We start from the raw sequence: 22,735 nt of genomic DNA, 5'->3' as shown, positions 1-22,735 counted from the left end.
TTACGACCATAACATTTTTATATTTGGTTGGTCTCATGCAGCAAGCTGCAAGGGAATCAAGCGGCCTTTTCCTGCTTCTCGCGCAAAGCGTCGATTGTACGAACTGCCTTGGTTGGCAATGCGTTGAACAGGTAAGCGGCCTTGGACATGGTGCCCTTGAGCGCGCCGGCCATTTCGGAAAGCAACTGTGGGCGCGACTTCAAGTCGGCGAGCTGCTTTGCACCTTCGGCATCGTAAACGGTTCCATCTGCGAAACCGCCCTTAATGACGAGGGCTTTATTCTCTTTGGCAAAATCACGCAAGGTCTTAGCAGCCTCAATGAAATCACCCTTAACGAAGGTGACTGCAGTTGGACCGGCGAGAAGCTCGTCGAGACCTTCAATGCCCGCTTCCTTAGCAGCAATACGAGCAAGCGTGTTCTTAGCCACAGAGTAGGAAGTATCGCGGCCTAGCTTTTCGCGCAGAGTAGAAATCTGCGGAACGGTAAGCCCGCGGTACTCGGTGAGGTAGATAGCGTCTGCATTACGGAAAAGTTTCGTAAGCTCGGCAACTACCGCTTCCTTTTCGGGCCTCTTCATGGCGTTCCTTCCTAAATTGGCCGTAGGTGAAAGAAATGCATCAAGCGTAATAAACAGGGCAATAAAAAAGCCCTGCGCACTGGCAGAGCAACATAAGAAACACTAAAATGTGCTTAAATTTTCGACTCATAACGAAATTCGCTATAAATCATCGCTCAACCTGTGCTGGCCTGACACATCAATTTCAGGAATTTTTAATTCCGCCAACGGTCTGTGGTTTACGTTGGGTAAGTCTAATACGCCGTTAGGACAATGTCAAGAGAAATACTATAGAAATAAAAAAGAGGGCATGTAATTTACATACCCTCGAATTTTTTAATTTTTACTTTTATATTTTATGTTTCACAAGTTCACTACTTGCAAAATGCGCCTTACATTAAATGCACATTTTACAGCACTGCATTAGCAACGAAATCAAGCAAGAACAGCAAGGAAACAATCCAAAGCATTGGATGAACTTCCTTAGCACGCTTCTTGCAAGTCATAACTAAGCAGTACATGATGAAGCCTGCAGCGATGCCGTAAGAAATGGAGTAAGAGAACGCCATAAATACGGCAGCAAAGAATGCAGGAATTGCTTCGGAAATATCGTCCCAAGCAATTTCCTTCAAGGAGCTTGCCATCATGCAACCAACAACAACAAGCACGCCTGCAGTTGCTGCAGCAGGAACTGCAGAAGCAAAAGGCGCAAGAACAATAGAAAGCGCGAAGCAAATAGATACAACTACGGAAGTCAAACCAGTGCGACCACCGGCACCAATACCAGCAGCAGATTCTACATAAGTAGTGGTGTTAGAAGTACCGCAAATTGCGCCAACAGAAGTAGCAATAGAATCAGCAAACAATGCGCGATCCATCTTGGAACTAAATCCGGAGCCGTTTTCAAGAGCCTTTTCGTCAGCCTCAGAGAAGATACCTGTACGACGGCCAGTACCAATAAAGGTGCCGAGAGTGTCAAAAGTATCCGACATTGAGAATGCGAAAATAGTTACCAACACAAGCGGCAAACGAGCAGGATCAGCAAACAAAGATGCAAAACCCTTATCGCTAAAAATAGCACCGAAAGTAGTTGGAAGCTGAGCAAAAGCATCAGTAACAGACACTGCATTGTTCAAAGAAGTCAATCCCAAAGGAATACCAATTAAAGAAGTTGCAATAATTGTAATAAGCAAGCTTGCGCGAACTTTAAGAACTGTAAGAACAATAGCAAAAAGAAGTCCAATAAGGAATAACCAAAGCACAGGGTTATTCATAACAGCAAGACCTGGAATAGCAGCAGTTGGTTTACTCTTTGCAGCGGCGGCAGGATCCTTGGAAGTAAAAGTAATCAAGCCAACACTCATCATGCCCACATAGGCCACAAATAAACCAATGCCACCGCCGATTGCTTGTTGAAGCGAAGTCGGGATGGCACGAATAATCATTTTACGAATTTTAGTAACGGTAATAATAATGTTAATTAAACCGCACAAGAACACCATGCACATGGCCTCTTGCCAAGTAAAATGCAGGCCGAAGCAAACTGTGTAAGTAAAGAATGCGTTAAGACCCATGCCAGCAGCCTGTGCGTAAGGTACGTTAGCAAACAAGCCCATAACAAGGGTACCAATGATTGCTGCGATGATTGTAGCGAGGAAAACGCCACCTTTAGGCATGCCAGTTTGGCTTAAAATCATTGGATTTACGACGATAATATACGACATTGCGAAGAATGTAGTGAGACCTGCAGTGATCTCCGTTGATACATTCGTGCCGTTTTCTTTGAGATGGAAGAACTTTTCCATATACTCTCTGTTCCTTGGTTTACAAGCGCAAAAGACCAGAAAAGCGCGGCGAAAGCACTTGAGCAATCGCGTACGCAATTACATTTGGGCATTCACGCAGAGGTTACTGCGACTCGTCGAATGAACGAAGGCATCACAAAATCTCACATAAAATTATGAAAATTGCGAAACCTTTGAACAACCGAACAGCTCTGACCTTACGCGCACGTGCTGACCAAGGAAATACACCGAAATCAAAGAAGTATATAACAACTCAGCCAAAACGACCGGAAATATAACGCTCAGCTTCAGCATTGCGCGGATTGTTGAACATAGTAGTTGTGTCTGCAAAGTATTCCAAATGCCCCGGCTGACCTACAGCTTTCAAATTAAAGAATGCCGTGTAATCCGCAACACGCGCAGCCTGTTGCATATTATGAGTCACGATCACAATCGTGTAGTCACGCTTAAGCTCATTAATCAAATCTTCTACAGCCAATGTAGAAATAGGGTCAAGAGCTGAGCAAGGCTCATCCATAAGTAAAACTTGCGGATGCACAGCCACAGCCCTAGCAATGCAAAGTCGCTGCTGCTGACCGCCAGAAAGACCAATACCCGGCTTATCTAAGCGATCCTTAACTTCATTCCACAAGTTCGCGCCTCGTAAAGCCCACTCAACTAAATCGTCAGCATCACTCTTAGCAATTTTGCGATTATTCAAACGAACTCCAGCGAGCACGTTTTCTCGAATAGACATTGTTGGGAAAGGATTTGGACGCTGGAAAACCATGCCAACATCGCGGCGGACAGCCACAGGATCCACGTCTTTACCGTATAAATCGCGGCCTTCAAGAAGCACTTGACCTTCTACTCGCGCGCCAGGAGTGATTTCGTGCATGCGGTCTAAAGTGCGCAAAACTGTTGATTTTCCGCATCCGGAAGGTCCGATAAAAGCCGTCACTTTATTTGGCTCAATATTAATATTTACATCTTCTACAGCAAGAAAATCACCATAGTAAATATTTAAGTGCTTCACATCAATTCGCTGACCCATTTTATGCTCACTTTCTAAAAATTTAATTCGCTTTGCTTTGTTTTATTTTGCTTTGCTTTAACTCACTTTATTTAAGATTTACTTCGCTTTATTTCGTCTTTACAGAAAACACTCGAGCCACAACTCGCCCCAAAATATTTAGCAACAACACCAACACAATAAGCGTTAAAGCTGCAGCCCACGAGCGCTCCATCGGAATTGACGTTACACAAGAAGCCGGCGCATTAGCTGGACAATTCGCAGAAAGTTTGGAATATTCTTGGTAAACGTACACCGGCAAAGTCGTCATTTGCCCATCAAATAAATTGAGATTCGTGGAAGCAATAAAGCCTGAAGCCATAAGAAGTGGCGCAGTTTCGCCAATAACGCGCGCAACCGCAAGAATACAGCCAGACACAATTCCCGGAAGAGCAGTGCGCAAAACGATTTTTGTAATTGTGCGCTGCTGAGTAACTCCCAAAGCAAGAGACGCCTCGCGCAAATCGTTAGGCACGATTTTTAGCATTTCTTGAGAAGACTTCACAACTGTTGGAATCATAAGAAGTGAAAGAGCCACAGATCCTTCAAAACCATTGATTGTGCCAGGACCAGCAAGAAGAGCAAACATAGAAAATGCAAACAATCCAGCAACAATAGACGGAATACCACTCATAACGTCAACAAGCAGATTAATTATGCGCGAAATTTTGTTTCCGCGAGCATACTCAACCAAATAAACAGCACACATTAAACCAATCGGAATTGAAATAACCATAGCTCCTAGCGTTATTTCAAGAGTTCCAATAATCGCGTGCAAAATTCCGCCGTAACCGCCAGTTCCAGTAGCATTTCCGCCCACAACGTAAGTCATGTTATGAGTGAGAAAATCAAAATTTAAACGCTTAATACCATTGATAATGGTTGTTAAAAGCAAAGAAATAAGCGGAATAAGTGCCACAACAAAAGACAAGAAAATCAGCACGCGCATAAGCATGTCTTTACGTTTGCGCGCAGCTATGTGTGAGCGAGTTGGGCGGAATTTGTTGAAGTCAATAACCGGAGCTGCAGAATTTTCTGCGCGATTTTCTACGCAATTTTCTGCGAAGACTTCAGCACCTTCGTTAGATTTATTAATTTGATGCTCCATTTATGCGCCCGCCTTTCCGGTAATTTTGCGAGCAATAAAGTTGACTGCAAAAGAAATAACGAACAAAACTAAGCCGGTTGCAATAAGCGCACTTACGCCAAGTCCGTTCGCTTCCGGATACTGCGCTGCAATATTTGCGGCAATAGTTTGATTTTGAGAAGCCTTGAAAATATTGATACCAAAAGTAAATCCAGGAGACAAAATCATCAAAACTGCCATCGTTTCACCCAAAGCACGGCCCAGCCCAAGCATAGAAGCCGACACAATACCAGACTTTGCAAACGGCAAAACAGCTAACTTAATCATCTCCCACTTCGTAGCGCCGAGCGCAAGCGCACCTTCCTGCTGCAAGCGAGGAGCCTGCTGGAAAATATCGCGAGCCATAGAAGTAATAATCGGCAAAATCATCACAGCCAAAACTAATGCAACCGTAGCAGCAGAACGAGAAGGATTAGCCGCCGGACCAGAAAATAGCGGAATCCAGCCAAAAAGTTTAGAAACCCAATCCCAGAAAGGATACATAGCTGGAACCAAAACCAATCCGCCCCACAAACCATAGATTACGGACGGAATCGCAGCAAGCAAATCAATTACTCCACTCAAAAGCGGAACAATTTTTTTAGGCGCATAATACGAAATAAACAGAGCAATACCAATTGCCACAAAAAATGCGAACAGCAGCGCGAGCGCAGACATAAGCACTGTGCCAAAAATAAGCGGAGCCACATAGCTTATAAAATCATGCGCTTTACCACCAGTAAAATCAGCAAACACATGACTTACTTGATTGTGATTTCCACTTAATAACGGCAAAGCACGAAACAGCAGAAATACTGCAACTGCTGTAAGAACAAGCAAAATTAGCATGCCACAGCCTGCAGCCACGCCTTTAAAAAGACGGTCTGCAAGATGAGTGCCAACATAATTTTTGCTATTGCTCTCAGAAATTTGAGCAGTTTCGTTTGCACTATTCGCAACTGCTTTCGCATTTTTCGTAGAACTCAATCATTCTCCTTTATAACCGATACGTTCATAATATCAGTTTGTAAAGTTTTTACTTTCCTGTTTTAACAGACTTAATCGATGCGTTAATTTTGCTTACCAAATTTTGTGGAAGTGGAGCCGTTCCAGCAGCAGAAGAAGCAGCATTCTGCCCTTCCGCGCTAGTTACGTAGCTAAGCCAAGACTTCACAAATCGAGCAGTTCCAGCATCTTTATAAACCGGGCAAGCAATATCGTAAGAAACTAACACAATTGGATAAGCACCCTTAGATTGCGTATTGTGATTAATTTTCATAACAACGCGATTAGGATATTTTGCAGAAGCGTCTGCGTCAATTTCAGAATCAGCTAAAGTTTGCGAAGCAGCTTCCGGAGAAATCTCATTGTAAGTATCCCCCACCTTCACTGCAACAGTACCGAGCTTACCGACCTGTGAAAAATCAGCGTAACCAATCGCACCATTTGCCATGCGAATAGTAGATACAACGCCCGAAGTGCCCTTTGCACCTTGACCGACACTATTCGGCCAGTTTTCAGAAAGATCATATTTCCAATCGTCCGGAGCAGCGTCTTTCACATAGCTTAAGAAATTCTGCGTTGTACCGGACTTATCGGAGCGGTGAACAACAGTAATCGGGGTGTCTGGAAGCTTTAGCTTAGGATTCTGCTTCTTGATATCGTCATCATTCCAGCGCGTAATTTTTCCGTCGAAAATTTTAGCAATCGTCGAAGCGTCCAAATTAATATGCTTGCCAGCATCCGAAACACCTTTAAGGTTGAAAATAATCGCAATTGGTGAAACATACACGGGCACATCGAAAGCCGTAGTTCCATGAGCACAAACCGACTTAGACTTTTCAACTTCGTCGTTACTCAACGCTTTGTCTGAACCAGCCCAAGCCGTGGCACCAGTCATAAAAGTGGTAACGCCAGCACCAGAACCAGTAGGATTGTAAGCAATTTTTGCACCCGAATTTTTAGATTGGAATCCTGCAATCCACGCTTCCATTGCAACCTGCTGGGAAGAAGCACCCGAGCCTTGGAAATTGCCGGAGATCTTAGTGTTTTGCGAACCTGACGCATTGGAATTATCAGCAGGAACATTGTCTCCGCAAGCAGCGCAGGTTGCACACAAGCCGAAAGTTAGCGCCGCCGCAGCAATACTGCGGAACTTAAGTGCGCTTTTAGTCGTATTAAATTTATTCATATTTGACTTATTCATATCGTTACGCATATTCTTCTTTCCTTTCGCGAAGAATTGCCTTGCGCCCCACCACATTTTCGCGTTCCTATAGCCGTATTGCGAATTGGGCGCATTTTCTTAATTAATCCCTATCTTTTTTTATTAACGCAACCATCGTAAACAGGTGGGTAAAACCTCACCGGCAAAAATAAAGTGGGTACCAAAAATGGCGGTATTTGGTGCTATATTTAACGCGACTTAAGCAAAATGAAGGTCGGCGACCACATCAGCGTGTCGAAATGCTACAAATTGCGAAGAATATTTACCGTAATTTTTGCAGCAGTGTCCGCATACTCGGAAATATCAAAAGTGTGAAAATCCTCGTATTTTGTATCCGCATTATCGCTCATTGCGCGCACAACAAGTGCAGGAACGTCGTTACGAGCAGCCACATGCAAGACTGCTGCGCCTTCCATTTCCACAGCATCCGCTTGAGTAGCTGCAATTACCTCCGCTACTTTTTCTGGCGAATCAACAAAATATCCGCCGGATGCAATAGTGCCAGCGATATGCGTGATTTTCATATCGGTAAGCACTTTACTAGCTACTTTAAGAAGATAATCATCCGAATTAAATTCGCTTGCAAATGGCTTCCATTGACCGATTAAGCGCATATCGGTATCGAGATATTTTACAGTTTTTCCAAGAACAACATCGTTCGTATGCAAATTTTTATTAAGATTTCCTGCAATACCAGAAAAAATTACGACTTGAGGGTTATATGCGTCAATAAGATATTGCACAGTTGCAGCAGCATTAACCAGACCCATTCCGCCAACAGTAGCCGCGACTTCGATTTTACTGCCATTCGCCGAGTCAAGAGTGCCGCAAGATACATCAAGACTTGCAGAGTGATCGTGAGTCACGTTTTCAAGCGCACTGGCAATATGCGCAACTTCTTCCTCTAAAGCACCAACAACAGCGACTTTCGTAATTTTCTCAGTACTAGGCATTAGCAGAATCATCCTTTTTTACTTCGCTACTTACGCATTTATCGTTATTCTTAACCAAAAACACGCATACTAAAGTCATAATAACAAAAGTCAAAGTCGCAATTTTCAGCAATGCTCCGCACGTAAAATCAAACCAAGGATTCACAACAGGAACATTGAAAAACGCAATAATTTGATTCTGCAGGGCAAGAAAAGCGAAAAATCCGGCTATAAGCAATACACAAACTAAAGTGCCAACAATGCGACGCCATCCGTTAGCAAAAACAAGCAAAGCAATTCCAGTTACAAACGGCATAAAAACGCTAAACCACAATGCAGAAAACGTAACAAGCGTATAACCAGCACTATGCGTGCCACGATACCATGCAAAAGCCAACAAAATAACACCAGTTGCAATCAAAGCTAACAATATATAACGCACCACCGGTAGTGCTTTACACATAAAACCTTTATTCGCATTATTCCCATTATTCGCTTTATTCAAGTCTTCGTTATACATTTCAACACACTCCCTTGTACGCAAAATATAATGCAAAAATAGGCGGCAAATACAGTAAGGAACATAAGCCAAGTAGAAATTAATTGAGATTATCTTACTACAATCTCTAAGCTCTAAGCTCTACGGCGAGTTGCTACAGATTTATCTAAAATTCTTAGCAAATTGGCAGTATCTTCCCAAGAAATACAACGATCCGTAATAGACTTCCCATATTCAAGTTCGCTAAGAGGAGCAGGATCCTGATTACCACCCTGTAAGAAGCTCTCCATCATCACGCCCTTAATACCCTGCTCACCCGCAGCCAAACGATCCGCAATCTCACGCACAACCTCAATCTGGCGACGCTCATCCTTGCCAGAATTACCATGCGAGCAATCCACAACAACACCATGCGAAGCCATGCAACCAGTACCCAAACGCAAACGAATTGAAGCCACAGCAGAAGCAACCGACGCAGCATCATAATTCGGCCCCTTACTAGATCCGCGCAAAACCACGTGACAATCAGGGTTGCCAAGAGTCTGCACAGCACAAGCGCGACCAAGATGATCAATACCAAAGAACGTATGATGCTGGCTCGCAGCTAAGCAGCCATTTACAGCCGCAGAAACAGAACCATCCGTAGCATTCTTAAAACCAACCGGCATAGAAAGACCACTAGCAAGCTGACGATGAATCTGAGACTCAGTATTACGCGCACCAATCGCACCCCAGCTCACAGCATCCGCAATAAACTGAGGGCTGGTCGGCTCCAAAAATTCAGTAGCAGCAGCCAAACCAGCATCCAACACGCCGAGCAAAGTCTTACGCGCAAGCAACAAACCCTTATGAATATCATGCGTTCCGTCAATATCCGGGTCGTTAATCAAACCCTTCCAGCCAAGAGCTGTGCGCGGCTTTTCAAAATACACGCGCATAACAATAAGAAGCTCATCTTCAAGCTCCGAACGCAACTTAGCTAAACGACTCGCATAATCAAGAGCAGCCTTAGGATCATGCACAGAACACGGGCCAACAATAACCAACAAGCGATCATCTTCGCCATTCAAACAGCTACGAATCTCATCGCGCGACTCAGCAACAATATCCTGCGCATACGGCGACAATGGCAACTCACCAAGCACCTGAGCAGGAGTTGGCAAAGGCTCCAGCTCAAGCACGCGGCGGTTTATTATGCGATCCACACCAACCTGGTCTTCCCAGCGCTGAAACTTCGCGGAATTAAGAGGGTTACGCCCCTCCTCAACTTCCTTCTTTACCGCGCGAGAAGTACGCTGCTCAGCTGTAGAAGCCATTTGTCACCATCCTATAAAAACTGTGCTTGGTGCGATCGGTGGGTGCGAGGAGAGAATCAACCTAACTTGGTGGGGTCGGTGTACGCATCTTGAAATAAAGATGCGTACACCGCCGAGCTTGCGTTGAAAGCACAACCACATTTGATGTGGTCGGTGCTTGCATCTTGAATAAAGATGCAAGCACCGCCGAGCTCACGCGAAAAGCACACTGTGCTTTTCGCAATAGTGAGCGCGGCGCTTTGGAGTAGCTTAAGCGCCCAATGCGCTTAAGCTAAGCCAAAGCGCCCATTGGATCCCACGCCGGTAATACGATTGCTGGTTCTTCTAGGGCTTTGCGATATTCTTCCGGAAGCAGATTCTTCGGCACTGCAACTTCGTACACATACTCGGTAAACCAGTCGTCACTCATCGTAAAGTAACCCTTATCTGCAATATCAGTGCCCCAAGAGTTCTCTACGCGCCAACGGCGAGTAGTCGTACCATCATCAGCAACATCCACACCAGCAAAAGCCATAGCGTGATTCATCGCAGAATCAGCAAAACGCACACGCGCTTCCTTATCCAAATCAAAATCAACGCCATAAACGCGACCATACTCGAACAAATCAGTAGCCCAAGCGCCATTCTCGCGATCCATCATAGGATGGCAATCGGCACCAAACCACACTGGAATGCCCTTCTCAACCAAAATCTTACGCACGCAATCCTTCATAAACTGGTTTGGCACGTTCAAATATTCGGTTGCGTCTCCGCCAGCAACATTACCCAAATGCTCAATAGCAATCTTCTTGCCCTTAGGATGTTCAGCTCGAGGATCGTCAACCAAGCACACATAATCCTCAAGACCAGCATTCACGTACTTCTTCCAAAACTCAACTGGCGTAATCTCACCATCGCGATGGAACTTGCCGTCGCTATCAGTCCACTCCCAATCGAAGCTCTTAGGTGGCTCACCCAAGTGAATTGTCAAAATCCTGTGACCTGCAGCAGTAGCATCCGCAATAATCGCATCAATTTCAGTGGCATTCGCATACATATGAGCAACAGCAGTATGCAAAAGCGCACGCAACTGCGTATTCATAGCACCAGTATTCTTAGAAGAAGCAGTTTCTGGGAACAAATCCTTAGGAACAGCACCATACTTCTTGTAAACATTCATAGCCATGGTCCACTGGCCGCCATCGCCCATAACGTCATGCAACAAATGCTGAATCAAACGAGAATCTGAAGGCTCACCTGCACGCACCAAAGCAGCAACATCCTTCAAGAAGTAGTTAATTCGCTCAAGCTTGTCGTAGTACATCGCATAGTTTTGAGAAAACTCAAATTCCTTCAATCCAAGGGATTTCTTCGCAATGAAACGAGCCACGTTCAACGAACTAAACAGCCAGCAACGGCCAGAACGATCCTGATGTGTTGCATCTCCGTTATCAACAATGGTAGAAAAACGACGCTGCAATAAGCGCGCACGATCATAATTACGCGCGACTTTATCAATACCAGCAGCAGTCACACCATTCATAGCTAAACGGTTTAAAGGATTTGCGTCAAAATCCTCACGCAAACCTTGTAATTTTTCATCAGTTAGAGCAGTGATTTCAGTCACAATGCTACCTTTCCTGTTAATTATCAATATTTATTTCAAATATTTATTCAAATACCAGCACATTCTAGCGTACGATGTTTAAGCCAATCTACAAATTTTACAATATTTTCTTTATTGATTATCTGTGTCTTGGTCTTCTTGAGACTCGTTAGCTTCTTCAGATTCAGCCAACGCAGCTTGAACATCTCGCTGAGCCTGCTTCGCATCTGCAGAAGATTGAGCATCCGACGAATCCTCATTATCGTCAGAAGCTTGCGCAACTTGTTGGTTTTGTTGAGCATCCCCAAAATCAAATCCAGAGAAAGCATTCGCAAACAGCGAACGCAATTCCGTAACGCGCTGCGTAATAGTTGCCTCACGATGCTGCAATTGGGTTAATCGAGTCGTCATGCCATCAAGCTCTTGCTGCGCTGCAGCTCTACGCTCTTCAACCTGAGCAGTTGCTTCCTGCATAGCTTTGCGCACAATATCAGCAGCCTGACTATCCGCAGCCTGATGCGTTTGCGCTGCATATTCGTCAGCTTCTTGATGAACAGTTTTTGCGCGAGCAACCAAAGCATCTGCTTCTTCCTGAGCTGCTCTTTCTTTCTCTTTCAAACCAGAAAGCAAGGCATTGACTTTCTTTGTAGCTTCCTCCTGTTGAGCAGCAATATCTGCTCGAATCTGCTCAACTTCTGCACTAACTTGGCTTAACGTACGCGTGCGTTCAACTTGAGCATCATCTGCAATTTCTTGAGCTTTAGCAGCAGCAGCATCCGTAATTTCGCCAGCTTTGCGCTGTGCGTCAGCCATCATCTTCGAAGCGTGTTCGCGCATATCAGCAAGCTTTTTATTTGCTTCTGCAAGAGCAGATTCAATCTGATCGTTTGTTTCAGCTTTAGCACGTGCAATCTCTTCGTTTGCAGCCGCACGCTGCTCAGCAATTTTTTGCGCAGCTTCCGACTTAAGTTGCGAAATGCTGCTTTCTTGCTGAGCGCGCTCAGAAGCCATGCGCTTCGTATGTTCTTCTTGAGTGTTTTGTAAAGCTAATTCTGCAGCGTCTTTTTGAGCTTGCACATCTTTAGCAGTAGTATCGCGCAAACGTGCAGAATCTTCTTGTGCAGCTTGCATAAGTTGTGTCGACTTTTGCGTGGCATTGGAAAGCATTGTGTCTGCTTTAGTTTGTGCTTCTTGCATTAAATGTGCAGCATCCAGTTTTGCATTGTTCAGCAAAGTTCCAGCTTGTGCTTGTGCATTCTTTTTAATTGATGCAGCATCTTGCTTAGCGCGCTCAAGCAATTGAGAACTAGTCTGCTCTGCAGATGCCAGCAATTGTTGCGCATTTGCACCTAAGGATGCAAAAGTATTTCCGCTTTTTGCACGTTTTACATTATTTTTTTCTTCTTGCAATTGCGCTTGTAATTGCAAAATTGATTCATCGCTTGAACGCACTTGTTCACGCAGACGAGAAATAGTACGCTCATAGTTTGCAAATGCTTCATTTACCTTGTCTTTATCGTACCCACGCAACGCGGTTGGAAATAAATCAGCCACCATAATATTCCTTTCACAAGCCCCCACACAGCTGCACAAAACGCTGTGCTACACCATCAGAATCAACGCTATCACTTACAAGCAAAAAACACTCGTGTGTTGCGCACGTTTTTGCTAAGCTCACACAACTGCACTTACTACCTAGCTCAAATACAGTAATGTTTATATAGCATATGCGATTATTTGTCGCGAATTACTAAAGCAAGAAGTCTACCTTCATGCGATTTTCCAGCTAAACTAGCACGTCGATGAGAATACCATAGCGGATTTTCCAAAGTGCACATTGGGTTTTGCAAATTTTGCAAACGTTCCGGCAAAGACTCGCCTTCCCCATCTACTTCGCAAATCGTGCGCAATTCCTCATCTTCCTGCAAATATTGCGTAGCTGCAGTAACTCTTGGCAAAGCGTCAACAATATTCGCAACTCCTGCGAGCGCTAAATCAATGCGTGCAGCTTCAGCAATATCAATACCAATTCCACCGAAACGCGTTTTTGTTACAGTTTGCGGATAACGTTTTTCAAAATCGCGCGCAATACTCTCACCAACTTCGTAGCAATCTCCACAAATACACGGACCGAGCACTGCTTCTATACGAGAACGCTCAGCTCCCTTTTCGCACATTGCTTCGATGACAGCATCGAGTACGCCAGCCATCAATCCTTTTCGCCCACAATGCGCTGCAGCGATTACTCCAGCTTCGTCGTCCGCAAGTAAAACTGGCAAACAATCTGCCGCAAACATTCCTAAAGCAAGCGAGCACGCAGTTGAAACTTGCGCATCCGCCTCAATTCTCAATTGCGAATCTGCAAAACCTGTTGCATCAAAGCCGTAAGAAGTATTCCATGAATCTACTACACTATCTGCGTCAAATACTTCTCTGCTATGAACTTGAGCAACAAGCGACAAATCTGCTTGCAAAGCTTTCTGCAAAGCTGCGCGATTGCTTGCTACAGCCTCCTCACTATCTCCTGCGCGTCCGCCTAAATTAAGTGAAGCAAATAAGCCTTCAGAAATTCCACCCAATCTAGTAGTAAAAACTGCATGAGTGCGAGACCCTAACGGCACTGGAATGGTTACAGGAATTGGCGTACCGTCCTCATCTTCGTGCGGCAATGGCATACCAGTTACGCTTGTTTCTTGCATTTTATTGTTTTCTTTCAGCCTAAATAAGCCAATTCTTCATTGCTTAATTGCAAATCAGAAGCTTTCAAACTATCTAAAATTGTAGCTGGTCTGTGAGCTCCAGGAATGACAAATATGTGATCGCCTTTAGCAAGCTCCCAAGCCAAAACTACTTGCTGATAGCTTACGCTATGATTTTCGGCAACTTTGCGGAATGGATCGAAAAGATGCTCGTCATAAGGATGACGGAATCCACCTAATGGACTCCAGCAAACAAAAGCAATTCCAAGCTTTTCGCAATATTGCAACGTATCTTCATTCTCTAAATGAACTGGAGAATATTGATTTTGTACTGCTACTAGCTTTTCTCCTAAAATGTTGCGCGCAATATCGATTTGCTCCACAGAAGCGTTAGAAATACCGATTTCTCGAGCCACACCTTCATCAAGCAACTCTTGCATTGCTTCAATAGACTCATTGTATGGAACTTCTGGATCTGGCCTGTGGAAGTAAAGCAAGTCAATAGTGTCAACGCCTAGAGCCATTGCAGACTCTTTGGCATGCGCAATCAAATGCTCTGGCTTACCATCCTTACCCCACGTTGGTCGCCCGTCAGTAAAGTTACGGAAGTGACCGACTTTAGTAGCAACCAAAATAGAAGATTTGTCGCCTTTCCAGCTTTCTAAAGCCTCACGAACAAGCTTTTCGCCAGTTTGTTCTTCACCACCAGAGCAGTAATATGCCCAAGCTGTGTCAATATGCGTACAACCTGCATCAAGAGCTGCGTGAATTGTTTCAATTCCCATATCGTGACCAAGATTGTTTTCTATTGTCAATGGCATTTCGCCAAAACCAATAGCGGTTGTATCAAACGAACCTAATGCGCGATGCATAACCATATTTCACCCCTATTTTGTAAGTTTTATATTTTTCGTGAGTATTTATTATTGCATTACGCTACTTTACGCGGTCACAATATTTTACTACTTTTTATATTTTATTTTATTGCACAGATTGCATAAAACATTTAAATAGCTATCTAAAAGAAATGCCTCCAAACGCAAACGCAGCTTGAAGGCACTTCTACGAATATTTATTTTTATTTAGTATCTAGCAATAATTTTGCTTTAATACTATTTGCGCAATTAATCTTCCTCAAATGGATCAAAATCGCGACGCACGCGGCGACGAGGACGCTCTGCGCGCTCTTCGCGAGCCGAACGATACTCGTCATAGTGATCGTCATCAGCTGCATAACGCGGCTTTCTATCAGATACGCGACGATTTTCTGAATCTCGACGATTTGAGCGATCTTCACGGTCGTCACGATCTGCACGATCGTCACGGTCATCGCGATTTTCGTAACGATCGTCACGGTCATCGCGCACGCGGCGACGAGGACGCTCATCAAAATCGTTATCGCTGTAACGGTTATCGCGATCTGCACGATCTGCACGACGGTCGTCTCGACGAGTGTTGCGGTCATCATAACGGTTATCGCGATCCATGTATCGGTCATTTCGATCCATGCGATCTCGATCGTCACGGTCATCGCGCATGCGGCGACGAGGACGCTCATCGCGATCTGCACGATCCGCACGGTCATGATTATCGCGATCGTCACGGCGAGAACGACGGTAATCGCCACGAGAGTCACGAGAATCGCGATCGTCGCGAGAACTGCGGGAACGATTTTCACGCACTGCTGGAGCAGAAGATTCTTGATCTTCAAAACCTGGAATAGCCAAAGAAATCTTGCCACGCTCATCTACGCTTTGTACGATAACTTCAACATTATCGCCTTCCTTCAGCACATCTTCAACAGTGTCAATGCGCTCACCATTTGCTAAATTGCGAATCTGTGAAATGTGAAGCAAACCGTCAGTTCCAGGAGTCAAATTCACAAAAGCTCCAAAGCTTGTGGTCTTAACAACCTTGCCTGTGAAAGTTTCACCAGCTTTTGGCACACGAGGATTTGCAATAGAATCGATGATTCCCTTAGCCTTCTCAGCAGCTTCTCCGCCTTCAGAAGAAATGTAAACAGTACCGTCATCTTCAATAGCGATTTCAGCACCAGTTTCTTCCTGAATTTGGTTAATCATCTTGCCCTTAGGCCCAATTACCTCACCAATCTTGTCTACAGGAATTGTGGTTGTAATAATGCGTGGAGCGAATGGACTCATCTCAGCTGGACAATCAATGCATTCGTTAATAACTTCAAGAATCGTTGCACGAGCTTCATGTGCCTGCTGCAAAGCGGCAGCCAAAATATCAGCTGGAATACCATCAAGCTTCGTATCGAGCTGCAAAGCAGTGATGAATTCAGAAGTACCAGCAACCTTGAAGTCCATATCACCAAATGCATCTTCTGCACCGAGAATATCAGTCAAAGTCTTGAAGATATGCTTTCCATCAACATCACCAGAAACTAAGCCCATAGCAATACCAGCAACTGGAGCCTTCAAAGGCACGCCAGCAGCAAGCAAAGAAAGCGTAGAAGCACAAACGGAACCCATAGAAGTAGAACCGTTAGAACCAATAGCTTCAGACACCTGACGAATAGCGTATGGGAACTCTTCGCGACCTGGCAAAACTGGAACCAAAGCCTTCTCAGCTAAAGCACCGTGACCAATTTCACGACGCTTTGGAGAACCAACGCGACCAGTTTCACCAGTGGAGTATGGAGGCATTTCGTAGTTGTGCATATAACGCTTGGTTTGTGGGCCAGAAAGTGCATCAACTTGCTGCTCCATCTTAAGCATATTCAAAGTAGTCACACCCAAAATCTGGGTTTCACCACGCTGGAAGAGTGCAGAACCGTGTACGCGAGGCACAACATCAACTTCTGCAGAAAGCGTACGAATATCGCGCAAACCGCGACCATCAATACGATAATCTTCAGTCAAAATACGACGACGAACAATTTGACGCTGCAATTCTTTAAACGCATTGCCGAGTTCCTTTTCCTTTTCGGCTTCGTCCATATCAGTGAATTCTTCAGCGATTGCAGCACGCACGCCTTCCTTAATTTCAGCGATGCGATCTTGACGAGGAAGCTTTTCAGCAATAGAAAGAGCTTCATTCAAATCAGCATGAGCAATCTCGTCAATACGAGCATAAAGTTCGTCAGTATATTCTGGGAAGAGTTGGAATTCCTTAGTTTCCTTAGCTGCAATACGCTTCAACTCATTTTGAGCATCGCAAATAACCTTAATAAATGGCTTTGCAGCTTCCAAACCACCGGCTACAACTTGCTCATCTGGCTTGGTCTGGCCATCATTGTAAATCAAATTCCAAGCATTCTTACCAGCACCAGCCTCAATCATTGCAATAGCAACATCGCCGTTTTCAATCACACGACCAGCCACAACAATCTCAAATACTGCACGCTCGCGCTCACTCCAACGTGGGAAAGCAACCCACTGGCCATCAATCAAAGCCAAACGAACGCCAGAAACTGGGCCCTCAAATGGCAAACCAGAAATCATAGTAGATGCAGACGCCGCATTCAAAGCAATAACATCGTAAGCATCATCTGGATTAATTGCCAGAATTGTTTCAACAACTTGCACTTCGTTACGTAAAGTGTGTGGGAACAACGGGCGCAACGGGCGATCAATAATACGGCATGCCAACGTTGCTTCGTTAGAAGGACGACCTTCACGACGGAAGAACGAACCTGGAATCTTTCCAGCAGCATACATTTTTTCTTCCACATCAACAGTTAATGGGAAGAAGTCGTAATTTTCCTTCGGACTAGATCCTGCAGTCGTCGTCGACAAAATCATGGAATCGTCATCCAAATATGCGGCAACAGCACCATCTGCTTGCTGAGCAAGTCGACCAGTTTCAAAGCGTAGCGTACGCTTACCAAATGAACCATTATCAATAACGGCTTCTACAGCCTTAATTTCGGGACCCTCCACGGGTTCCTCCTTTTCTTAACTTACCTAATCAACCAACATGCGTAATAACATTGACGACTTCGCATTATTACTTATATGCGAATATTTGCACTCTTTGCAACACTTGCGTTACGTCAATATTTCGTAGTGTTTTTTGTTTCGGTTACTTCAATCATCCGTATTCAGTTATACATCAATCTTTAATTATTTTTTGAATTATTCGTTAATTCTTTTTAGTTATAAATTTTAAATATTGTTCACAACACTTACCCCAAATCTGTGAATATGTGAACAATTTTTATGCGTACACGTACCTGCGTACAGCACAAAGAATACAAAAGCCCGAGCTAAGCCCGGGCTACAAGACTATCGACGCAAGCCAAGTCGTTCAATCAAAGAACGATAACGGTTGATGTCAACACGCTTCAAGTAATCGAGAAGACGACGACGATCACCAACCATGAGCAACAAGCCACGACGAGAATGATGATCGTGCTTGTGCTCCTTCAAGTGCTCAGTAAGGTCAGCAATGCGCTTGCTAAGCAAAGCGACCTGCACTTCTGGGGAACCCGTGTCACCCTCGTGCGTCGCGTATTCGTTGATAATATTCTTCTTATCTTCAGCCGTTAATGCCACGGCGTCCTCCTTAATATCACTGCGCGGTGCCACAACCTTCTGCTGTAGCGCTCTCAATCCGCGGGCGTCACACGCCAAGTCTCTATCATACAACCACTTGCAAACAACTTATTTTCGCAAAATCCAAATATTACATTGCGGTCATAAAGCCACCAAATAGCACAACTAGAATTGCTAAAACCTCAATCGCATAAAACATTATGAACGACGCCCAACTACGCGTAAGAACATTCAAAGCCGAGGTTTTAGGAACAATGACAAGCAAACCAACAAAAATGACAGCAAATACAGCTACTCCAATACCTGCAGAAATAATGCCAAGATTTGCCGCATTCGCTAAACCTGAAGCATGACCATAGACCACATACGTCGAATACCAGAAGCTCATGTTTAGCATGCATAATCCGGCAATAAGTTGTTCTAAAGCCAGAAAAACAGCAAACATTATCCGCCAAATCCAACGATGAGTGTCAATTAACGCCATAGCAAGACTTGTAAAAGCAGACACTGTGATTACCCACGAAATAAAAACAACACCTTGCGAAGATAATCCAGAGCAATGCGAAATAACCCATGAAGTATGACGAGCGGCCATAGTGCGACCAATCCAATACGGAATAACAATAGCGACAAGCAGAACGCCAAAATAAATCCACCAATTCTTTGGATTAGAATGCTTACGAGAAAAATCAGCAATCGATAAGTCTGTTTCCGGCAAACCAATGTTTACATATTCGTCAGGAATTTTGCTTTTCGAATCATCATTCTTTTTTAAAACTTCATTAGCATTGATTACACGAGCAGAACGTTTCCTAGGCTTTAGCGGAGCAAAACTTTGTGGATATTCACCATCATGCTCATCATTTAACTTCATACGTTACTTCTCCTGCCAATCTTTAATTGCCAAGCAATTTCTCAAGTTTTAACCATGCAACATTACATTACTAACTATTATTGTATGTTATAACGCAATTAACTGATAGCGTGTGCACAAAAAGTGTCAACCGTTTATGGCGACTGCTAGGCTCAAAATAACAGTTGTTTCGCTTGATTTTTAATTAACAAGCGTCACTAAATACGCAAAATTTATGACAGGACATTATGGGATTTATTCATTTTATTGTTAACCTACTCAAGGATCCACGCTCAGCTATTGCAAGTTGGATTGCAATGGGCACAGCTCCAGCATTAGGCCTTATTTTTCTCATTGTTTTTATTGAAACAGGCGTAGTATTCTTCCCATTCCTTCCAGGAGATTCACTTCTTTTCGCAGCAGGGTTTTTTGCAGCTCCTGACGCTCAAACAGGTCATAGCGCGCTTCCACTTCCACTATTACTTGCCGTAGTGTGGCTAGCCCCAATCATTGGCGATCAGTGCAATTACTTTATTGGTCATTTCTTCGGACGAAAGATTGTAGAATCCGGGAAAGTAAAAGCGCTCACTCCAGAACGAGTTGCAAAAACCGAAAAAATGATTGATAAATGGGGTCCGCTGGCAGTATTCTTGGGTAGATTCTTCCCATTCATACGCACTTTTATGCCGTTCATCTCCGGAATTTCTGGAATGCGCTGGATACGCTTCACACCATTTTCTGTACTAGGCGGTCTCGTTTGGTCGTCGCTTTTCACATTTCTTGGATATTTCTTCGGCAAGATTGATTTCGTACAGAAGAATTTTGAATTAGTAATTGTTGCAATTTTGCTTATCTCGCTTGTTCCAACTTTTATTGGTTTATACAAAGCGCACAAAGCAAAGAAAGCAGCAAAACTTAATAAAGAAAACAAATAAACTAGTATTTTAACTTACGACACTCAAGCACGCTGCACTACAAGAAATGTTGTTTTTATACAAGCTTTGTAGTACAGTGTGCAGAGTTGTCGTAAGATGATTTGTCTTAGACATTGGGGCTATAGCTCAGTTGGTAGAGCGCTTCGTTCGCATCGAAGAGGTCGTGGTTTCGATTACCATTAGCTCCACTGAGCCCACTGCATTCATTCCACCGCAGTGGGCTTTTTATTTTTCTCGCACAATGCCTGTCAAATCTAGCAAAACTAATTAGAATAGTTTACTGATTGCTAATTTTCTTTTTAAAAATAATGCTAATTCCTAATGCAGCACAAAGAATTGCTATAATTCCAGTGCCAATATAAGCCACAATTTCTATATAATTTACCGATTTTCGCTTAAAGGAATCAGCATTTTCAAAAGATTTTTCCGATTTTTTCACTTGCGAACGAGCTATCCAATCATCGTTATCGGAGCTATTGTCGGAATCATCATCTAAACCATCATCAGAACTATCAGCATCTTTACTCTCGCTATTTTTAGATTTTTTATCTGCTTCAGATTTTTTTACAAGCTTATTTGCAATAGAAACAATTTTTACATTTTTATATTGCAAAGTTGTTATATTTCCCGCATAATCTGCAGCTTTTACTAATACGTCGTGAGTAAAACCGTCTGGTTTTAGTTTTATAGATAAAACTGATTTATTCACATCTTTACCGCTCCAAATACGATTTGTTTTACCATCAACATCGATTGTTACATATTGCAATGCTATGTTATCTTTTGCACTAATACGTAAAATTTTTCCTTCTTTATTAGTGCGATAAGTAGAATTATTTTGCATATCAAACACTGTTGTGATTGGAGCAAGATTATCTACTGTAAATTGCACGGAAGCTGGTGCAAATTGCAACATTCCTTCCTTTTTGCTAACTGCACTTTCGCTACAAGAATGATTGCCTGCCTTGTCTACTGACATAATGCGCACACGATAATGAGCGTTATCGGCAAAATTCCGTTTAAAAATAGTGTAAGTCAATCGTTGCCAGCCACGATCTGTGCGACTGTTTACAGAAAAATCCTGTTTTGATAAAATCTTCTCTACACCGTCTTGCATAACACTAATTTTTGCAGGACTTGCCAGTCCGCTAGGATTGAGTTCTTCAATATGAATATCTTTAGCATTTTGCAATTGTTTACGATTCATTGCTTTAGTGGAACTATCTATACTAAATGAGGAACCGCTTCTATTTATAGAAAATTGCAACTTACCAGAAATAACATGATCTACTAAATCTTTAGCACTCCACTGAAGCTGATATACGTCATCGTCTTGAATTCCATTATAAAAACCTGCGTATTGCACACTTACGCTTTGCGAATCAGCTTTTCTAGACACAAAAGAACGCAATTCCTTAGCATATCGCATTCTTCTCAGCGAATACGTTACGCTTGCAGGTTTTAGCCAACGATCTTTTATAACTAATGTTGGAACTACAGCATGAGAATACGCTCCGCCTTGTTGCACTCCAGTAATAGAAACAGTTGGCGAAAGCGTATCAATAATGAATTTATTACTGATAGAAGAACTCGCATTACCCGATAAATCTTCAACACAATAGCGAACATCCCAAGAAGCATCCCCCGAAAAAGAAACATCAGCATACCACACGTTTGTATGCACACCATCGTTTTTAAAGCTTTTAGCTGTAAGTACCATAACCTGCTTACCATCAGCAAAAACTTTCGCAATAGGATAAGAATCGTGAAGCAAATACGAGAAAACGAACGAATCATCCTGTATTAATATTCTTGAAGCTCGATTATTACGAAAATATTTGCCTTCATACGATGCGTTGTTGTCATAACTAACACTCAAGCGAGGAGCAGTTTTGTCAATAACAATATATCTTGGACGCTTGCTATAAGAATTATCTTTTGTTAAATCTGAAGCATTCAAAACTGAATCAGGAATACTTAATATTGGCTTACGAGAGCGCAATTTGTTGCCAGAAAGTTTACTTTCATTAGAAATATAGTTAGTTTGCTTTGAAACATGAGAATTAGAGTCAACTCCTCCCCATATGCGTTTAGGATGCATTGTTACAGCAGCAAGTCTTATAGAGATATCTTGCAAATCGTATATTCCTTCTTTTTGCAATTCAACTCTTACTATTCCTAATACTCGGGGTCGGATCTTATAACGAATATTAACTAGCGACGACACCGCCTCAATCTTAGCTAAATCAGCTTTGGCACTCACTATTTGATATCTTCCAACGCTAACAGTAGCTTTATGCGCGTTCCTGATTTCCGAAGCGTCCAATCCATCAAAAGTTATAAGTAGCGAAGCAGAACGTTTAGTAAACATGTACTCGCCTTGAGTGCGAACAGTTTTCTGTTTTGTCATAACAGAAACATTTGCTATATGCAATCCTTTGGCTGCGTTATAGCTGTTTTTCGCATACGCAATAGAATTAAGTGGCAATAATGCAGCAACTATAGCAACACTAATAAATGCAATAATCCCAATATAGACACCAATGCGAGCGCAACCGCATTTAAGTCGCTTGAAAAAACACATATCCCCCAAATTTCTTTGTTTACACATTTATTCCCCCCTTTTTTAT

At 43.3% G+C, this 22,735-nt stretch carries 18 protein-coding genes and 1 tRNA gene; 2 read left to right on the top strand and 17 right to left on the bottom strand.

The genetic code is table 11. From position 1 onward, the window contains the following. Positions 1–56 precede the first annotated feature (56 nt). The 16 genes from rplJ to K9E37_RS04195 form a co-directional block, all read right to left on the bottom strand. Positions 57–578: a 50S ribosomal protein L10 gene (rplJ, locus tag K9E37_RS04270; protein ID WP_004109752.1), complete on the bottom strand. Its 522-nt coding sequence runs from the start codon at positions 576–578 to the stop codon at positions 57–59. 389 nt (positions 579–967) lie between these two features. After that, positions 968–2,362, bottom strand: a complete 1,395-nt coding sequence (locus tag K9E37_RS04265) for an NCS2 family permease (RefSeq protein ID WP_012913808.1) — start codon at positions 2,360–2,362, stop codon at positions 968–970. 253 nt (positions 2,363–2,615) lie between these two features. Further along, positions 2,616–3,395 carry a phosphate ABC transporter ATP-binding protein PstB gene (pstB, locus tag K9E37_RS04260; protein WP_004109757.1) on the bottom strand — a complete coding sequence of 260 codons (780 nt, stop codon included), beginning with the start codon at positions 3,393–3,395 and terminating at the stop codon, positions 2,616–2,618. 88 nt (positions 3,396–3,483) lie between these two features. After that, positions 3,484–4,521 carry a phosphate ABC transporter permease PstA gene (pstA, locus tag K9E37_RS04255; protein ID WP_004109758.1) on the bottom strand — a complete coding sequence of 346 codons (1,038 nt, stop codon included), beginning with the start codon at positions 4,519–4,521 and terminating at the stop codon, positions 3,484–3,486. Continuing rightward, positions 4,522–5,469 carry a phosphate ABC transporter permease subunit PstC gene (pstC, locus tag K9E37_RS04250; protein WP_100066732.1) on the bottom strand — a complete coding sequence of 316 codons (948 nt, stop codon included), beginning with the start codon at positions 5,467–5,469 and terminating at the stop codon, positions 4,522–4,524. Between the two features lie 106 nt (positions 5,470–5,575). Next, on the bottom strand, positions 5,576–6,802 hold the full coding sequence (gene pstS, locus K9E37_RS04245; protein WP_248893104.1) for a phosphate ABC transporter substrate-binding protein PstS: 1,227 nt from the start codon (positions 6,800–6,802) through the stop codon (positions 5,576–5,578). A 206-nt stretch (positions 6,803–7,008) separates the two neighbouring features. Next, complete coding sequence (mtnN, locus tag K9E37_RS04240; protein ID WP_012913804.1) at positions 7,009–7,719, bottom strand: 5'-methylthioadenosine/S-adenosylhomocysteine nucleosidase; 711 nt, start codon at positions 7,717–7,719, stop codon at positions 7,009–7,011. Beyond that, positions 7,712–8,218: a hypothetical protein gene (locus K9E37_RS04235; protein ID WP_102703336.1), complete on the bottom strand. Its 507-nt coding sequence runs from the start codon at positions 8,216–8,218 to the stop codon at positions 7,712–7,714. Before K9E37_RS04235 ends, mtnN begins: the two co-directional genes overlap by 8 nt. Before the next feature lie 113 nt (positions 8,219–8,331). Continuing rightward, the gene (locus tag K9E37_RS04230) at positions 8,332–9,513 is read right to left on the bottom strand and encodes a 3-deoxy-7-phosphoheptulonate synthase (RefSeq protein ID WP_064621722.1); all 1,182 of its coding nucleotides are present in this window, start codon (positions 9,511–9,513) and stop codon (positions 8,332–8,334) included. 271 nt (positions 9,514–9,784) lie between these two features. Then, positions 9,785–11,119: a C1 family peptidase gene (locus tag K9E37_RS04225; RefSeq protein ID WP_103013784.1), complete on the bottom strand. Its 1,335-nt coding sequence runs from the start codon at positions 11,117–11,119 to the stop codon at positions 9,785–9,787. 111 nt (positions 11,120–11,230) lie between these two features. Beyond that, the gene (locus K9E37_RS04220; protein ID WP_033888563.1) at positions 11,231–12,655 is read right to left on the bottom strand and encodes a coiled-coil domain-containing protein; all 1,425 of its coding nucleotides are present in this window, start codon (positions 12,653–12,655) and stop codon (positions 11,231–11,233) included. A 176-nt stretch (positions 12,656–12,831) separates the two neighbouring features. Beyond that, complete coding sequence (locus tag K9E37_RS04215; protein WP_004109766.1) at positions 12,832–13,797, bottom strand: purine nucleoside phosphorylase YfiH/LACC1 family protein; 966 nt, start codon at positions 13,795–13,797, stop codon at positions 12,832–12,834. 14 nt (positions 13,798–13,811) lie between these two features. Beyond that, complete coding sequence (locus tag K9E37_RS04210) at positions 13,812–14,675, bottom strand: aldo/keto reductase (protein ID WP_248893102.1); 864 nt, start codon at positions 14,673–14,675, stop codon at positions 13,812–13,814. Between the two features lie 246 nt (positions 14,676–14,921). Next, positions 14,922–17,702, bottom strand: a complete 2,781-nt coding sequence (locus K9E37_RS04205) for a polyribonucleotide nucleotidyltransferase (protein ID WP_004109771.1) — start codon at positions 17,700–17,702, stop codon at positions 14,922–14,924. A 345-nt stretch (positions 17,703–18,047) separates the two neighbouring features. Beyond that, positions 18,048–18,317 (bottom strand): 30S ribosomal protein S15, encoded by a 270-nt coding sequence (gene rpsO, locus K9E37_RS04200; protein ID WP_004109774.1) that lies wholly within the window; start codon positions 18,315–18,317, stop codon positions 18,048–18,050. A gap of 130 nt (positions 18,318–18,447) precedes the next feature. Continuing rightward, positions 18,448–19,191, bottom strand: coding sequence for a hypothetical protein (locus K9E37_RS04195; RefSeq protein ID WP_004109776.1), 744 nt, complete (start codon positions 19,189–19,191; stop codon positions 18,448–18,450). Positions 19,192–19,418: 227 nt separating this feature from the next. On the opposite strand from K9E37_RS04195, the gene K9E37_RS04190 reads away from it, so the two are divergent. Both K9E37_RS04190 and K9E37_RS04185 read left to right on the top strand, forming a co-directional pair. After that, complete coding sequence (locus K9E37_RS04190; RefSeq protein ID WP_004109778.1) at positions 19,419–20,105, top strand: DedA family protein; 687 nt, start codon at positions 19,419–19,421, stop codon at positions 20,103–20,105. Between the two features lie 115 nt (positions 20,106–20,220). Next, a tRNA-Ala gene (locus K9E37_RS04185) sits at positions 20,221–20,293 on the top strand. A gap of 89 nt (positions 20,294–20,382) precedes the next feature. Here the strand turns inward: K9E37_RS04185 and K9E37_RS04180 are convergent. Further along, positions 20,383–22,716, bottom strand: a complete 2,334-nt coding sequence (locus K9E37_RS04180; protein WP_248893100.1) for a hypothetical protein — start codon at positions 22,714–22,716, stop codon at positions 20,383–20,385. Between the last annotated feature and the right edge of the window lie 19 nt (positions 22,717–22,735).

The sequence above is a fragment of the Gardnerella swidsinskii genome (assembly GCF_023277705.1).
In the GTDB taxonomy this organism is placed as follows: domain Bacteria; phylum Actinomycetota; class Actinomycetes; order Actinomycetales; family Bifidobacteriaceae; genus Bifidobacterium; species Bifidobacterium swidsinskii.
This window is presented reverse-complemented; position numbering and strand designations above follow the sequence as displayed.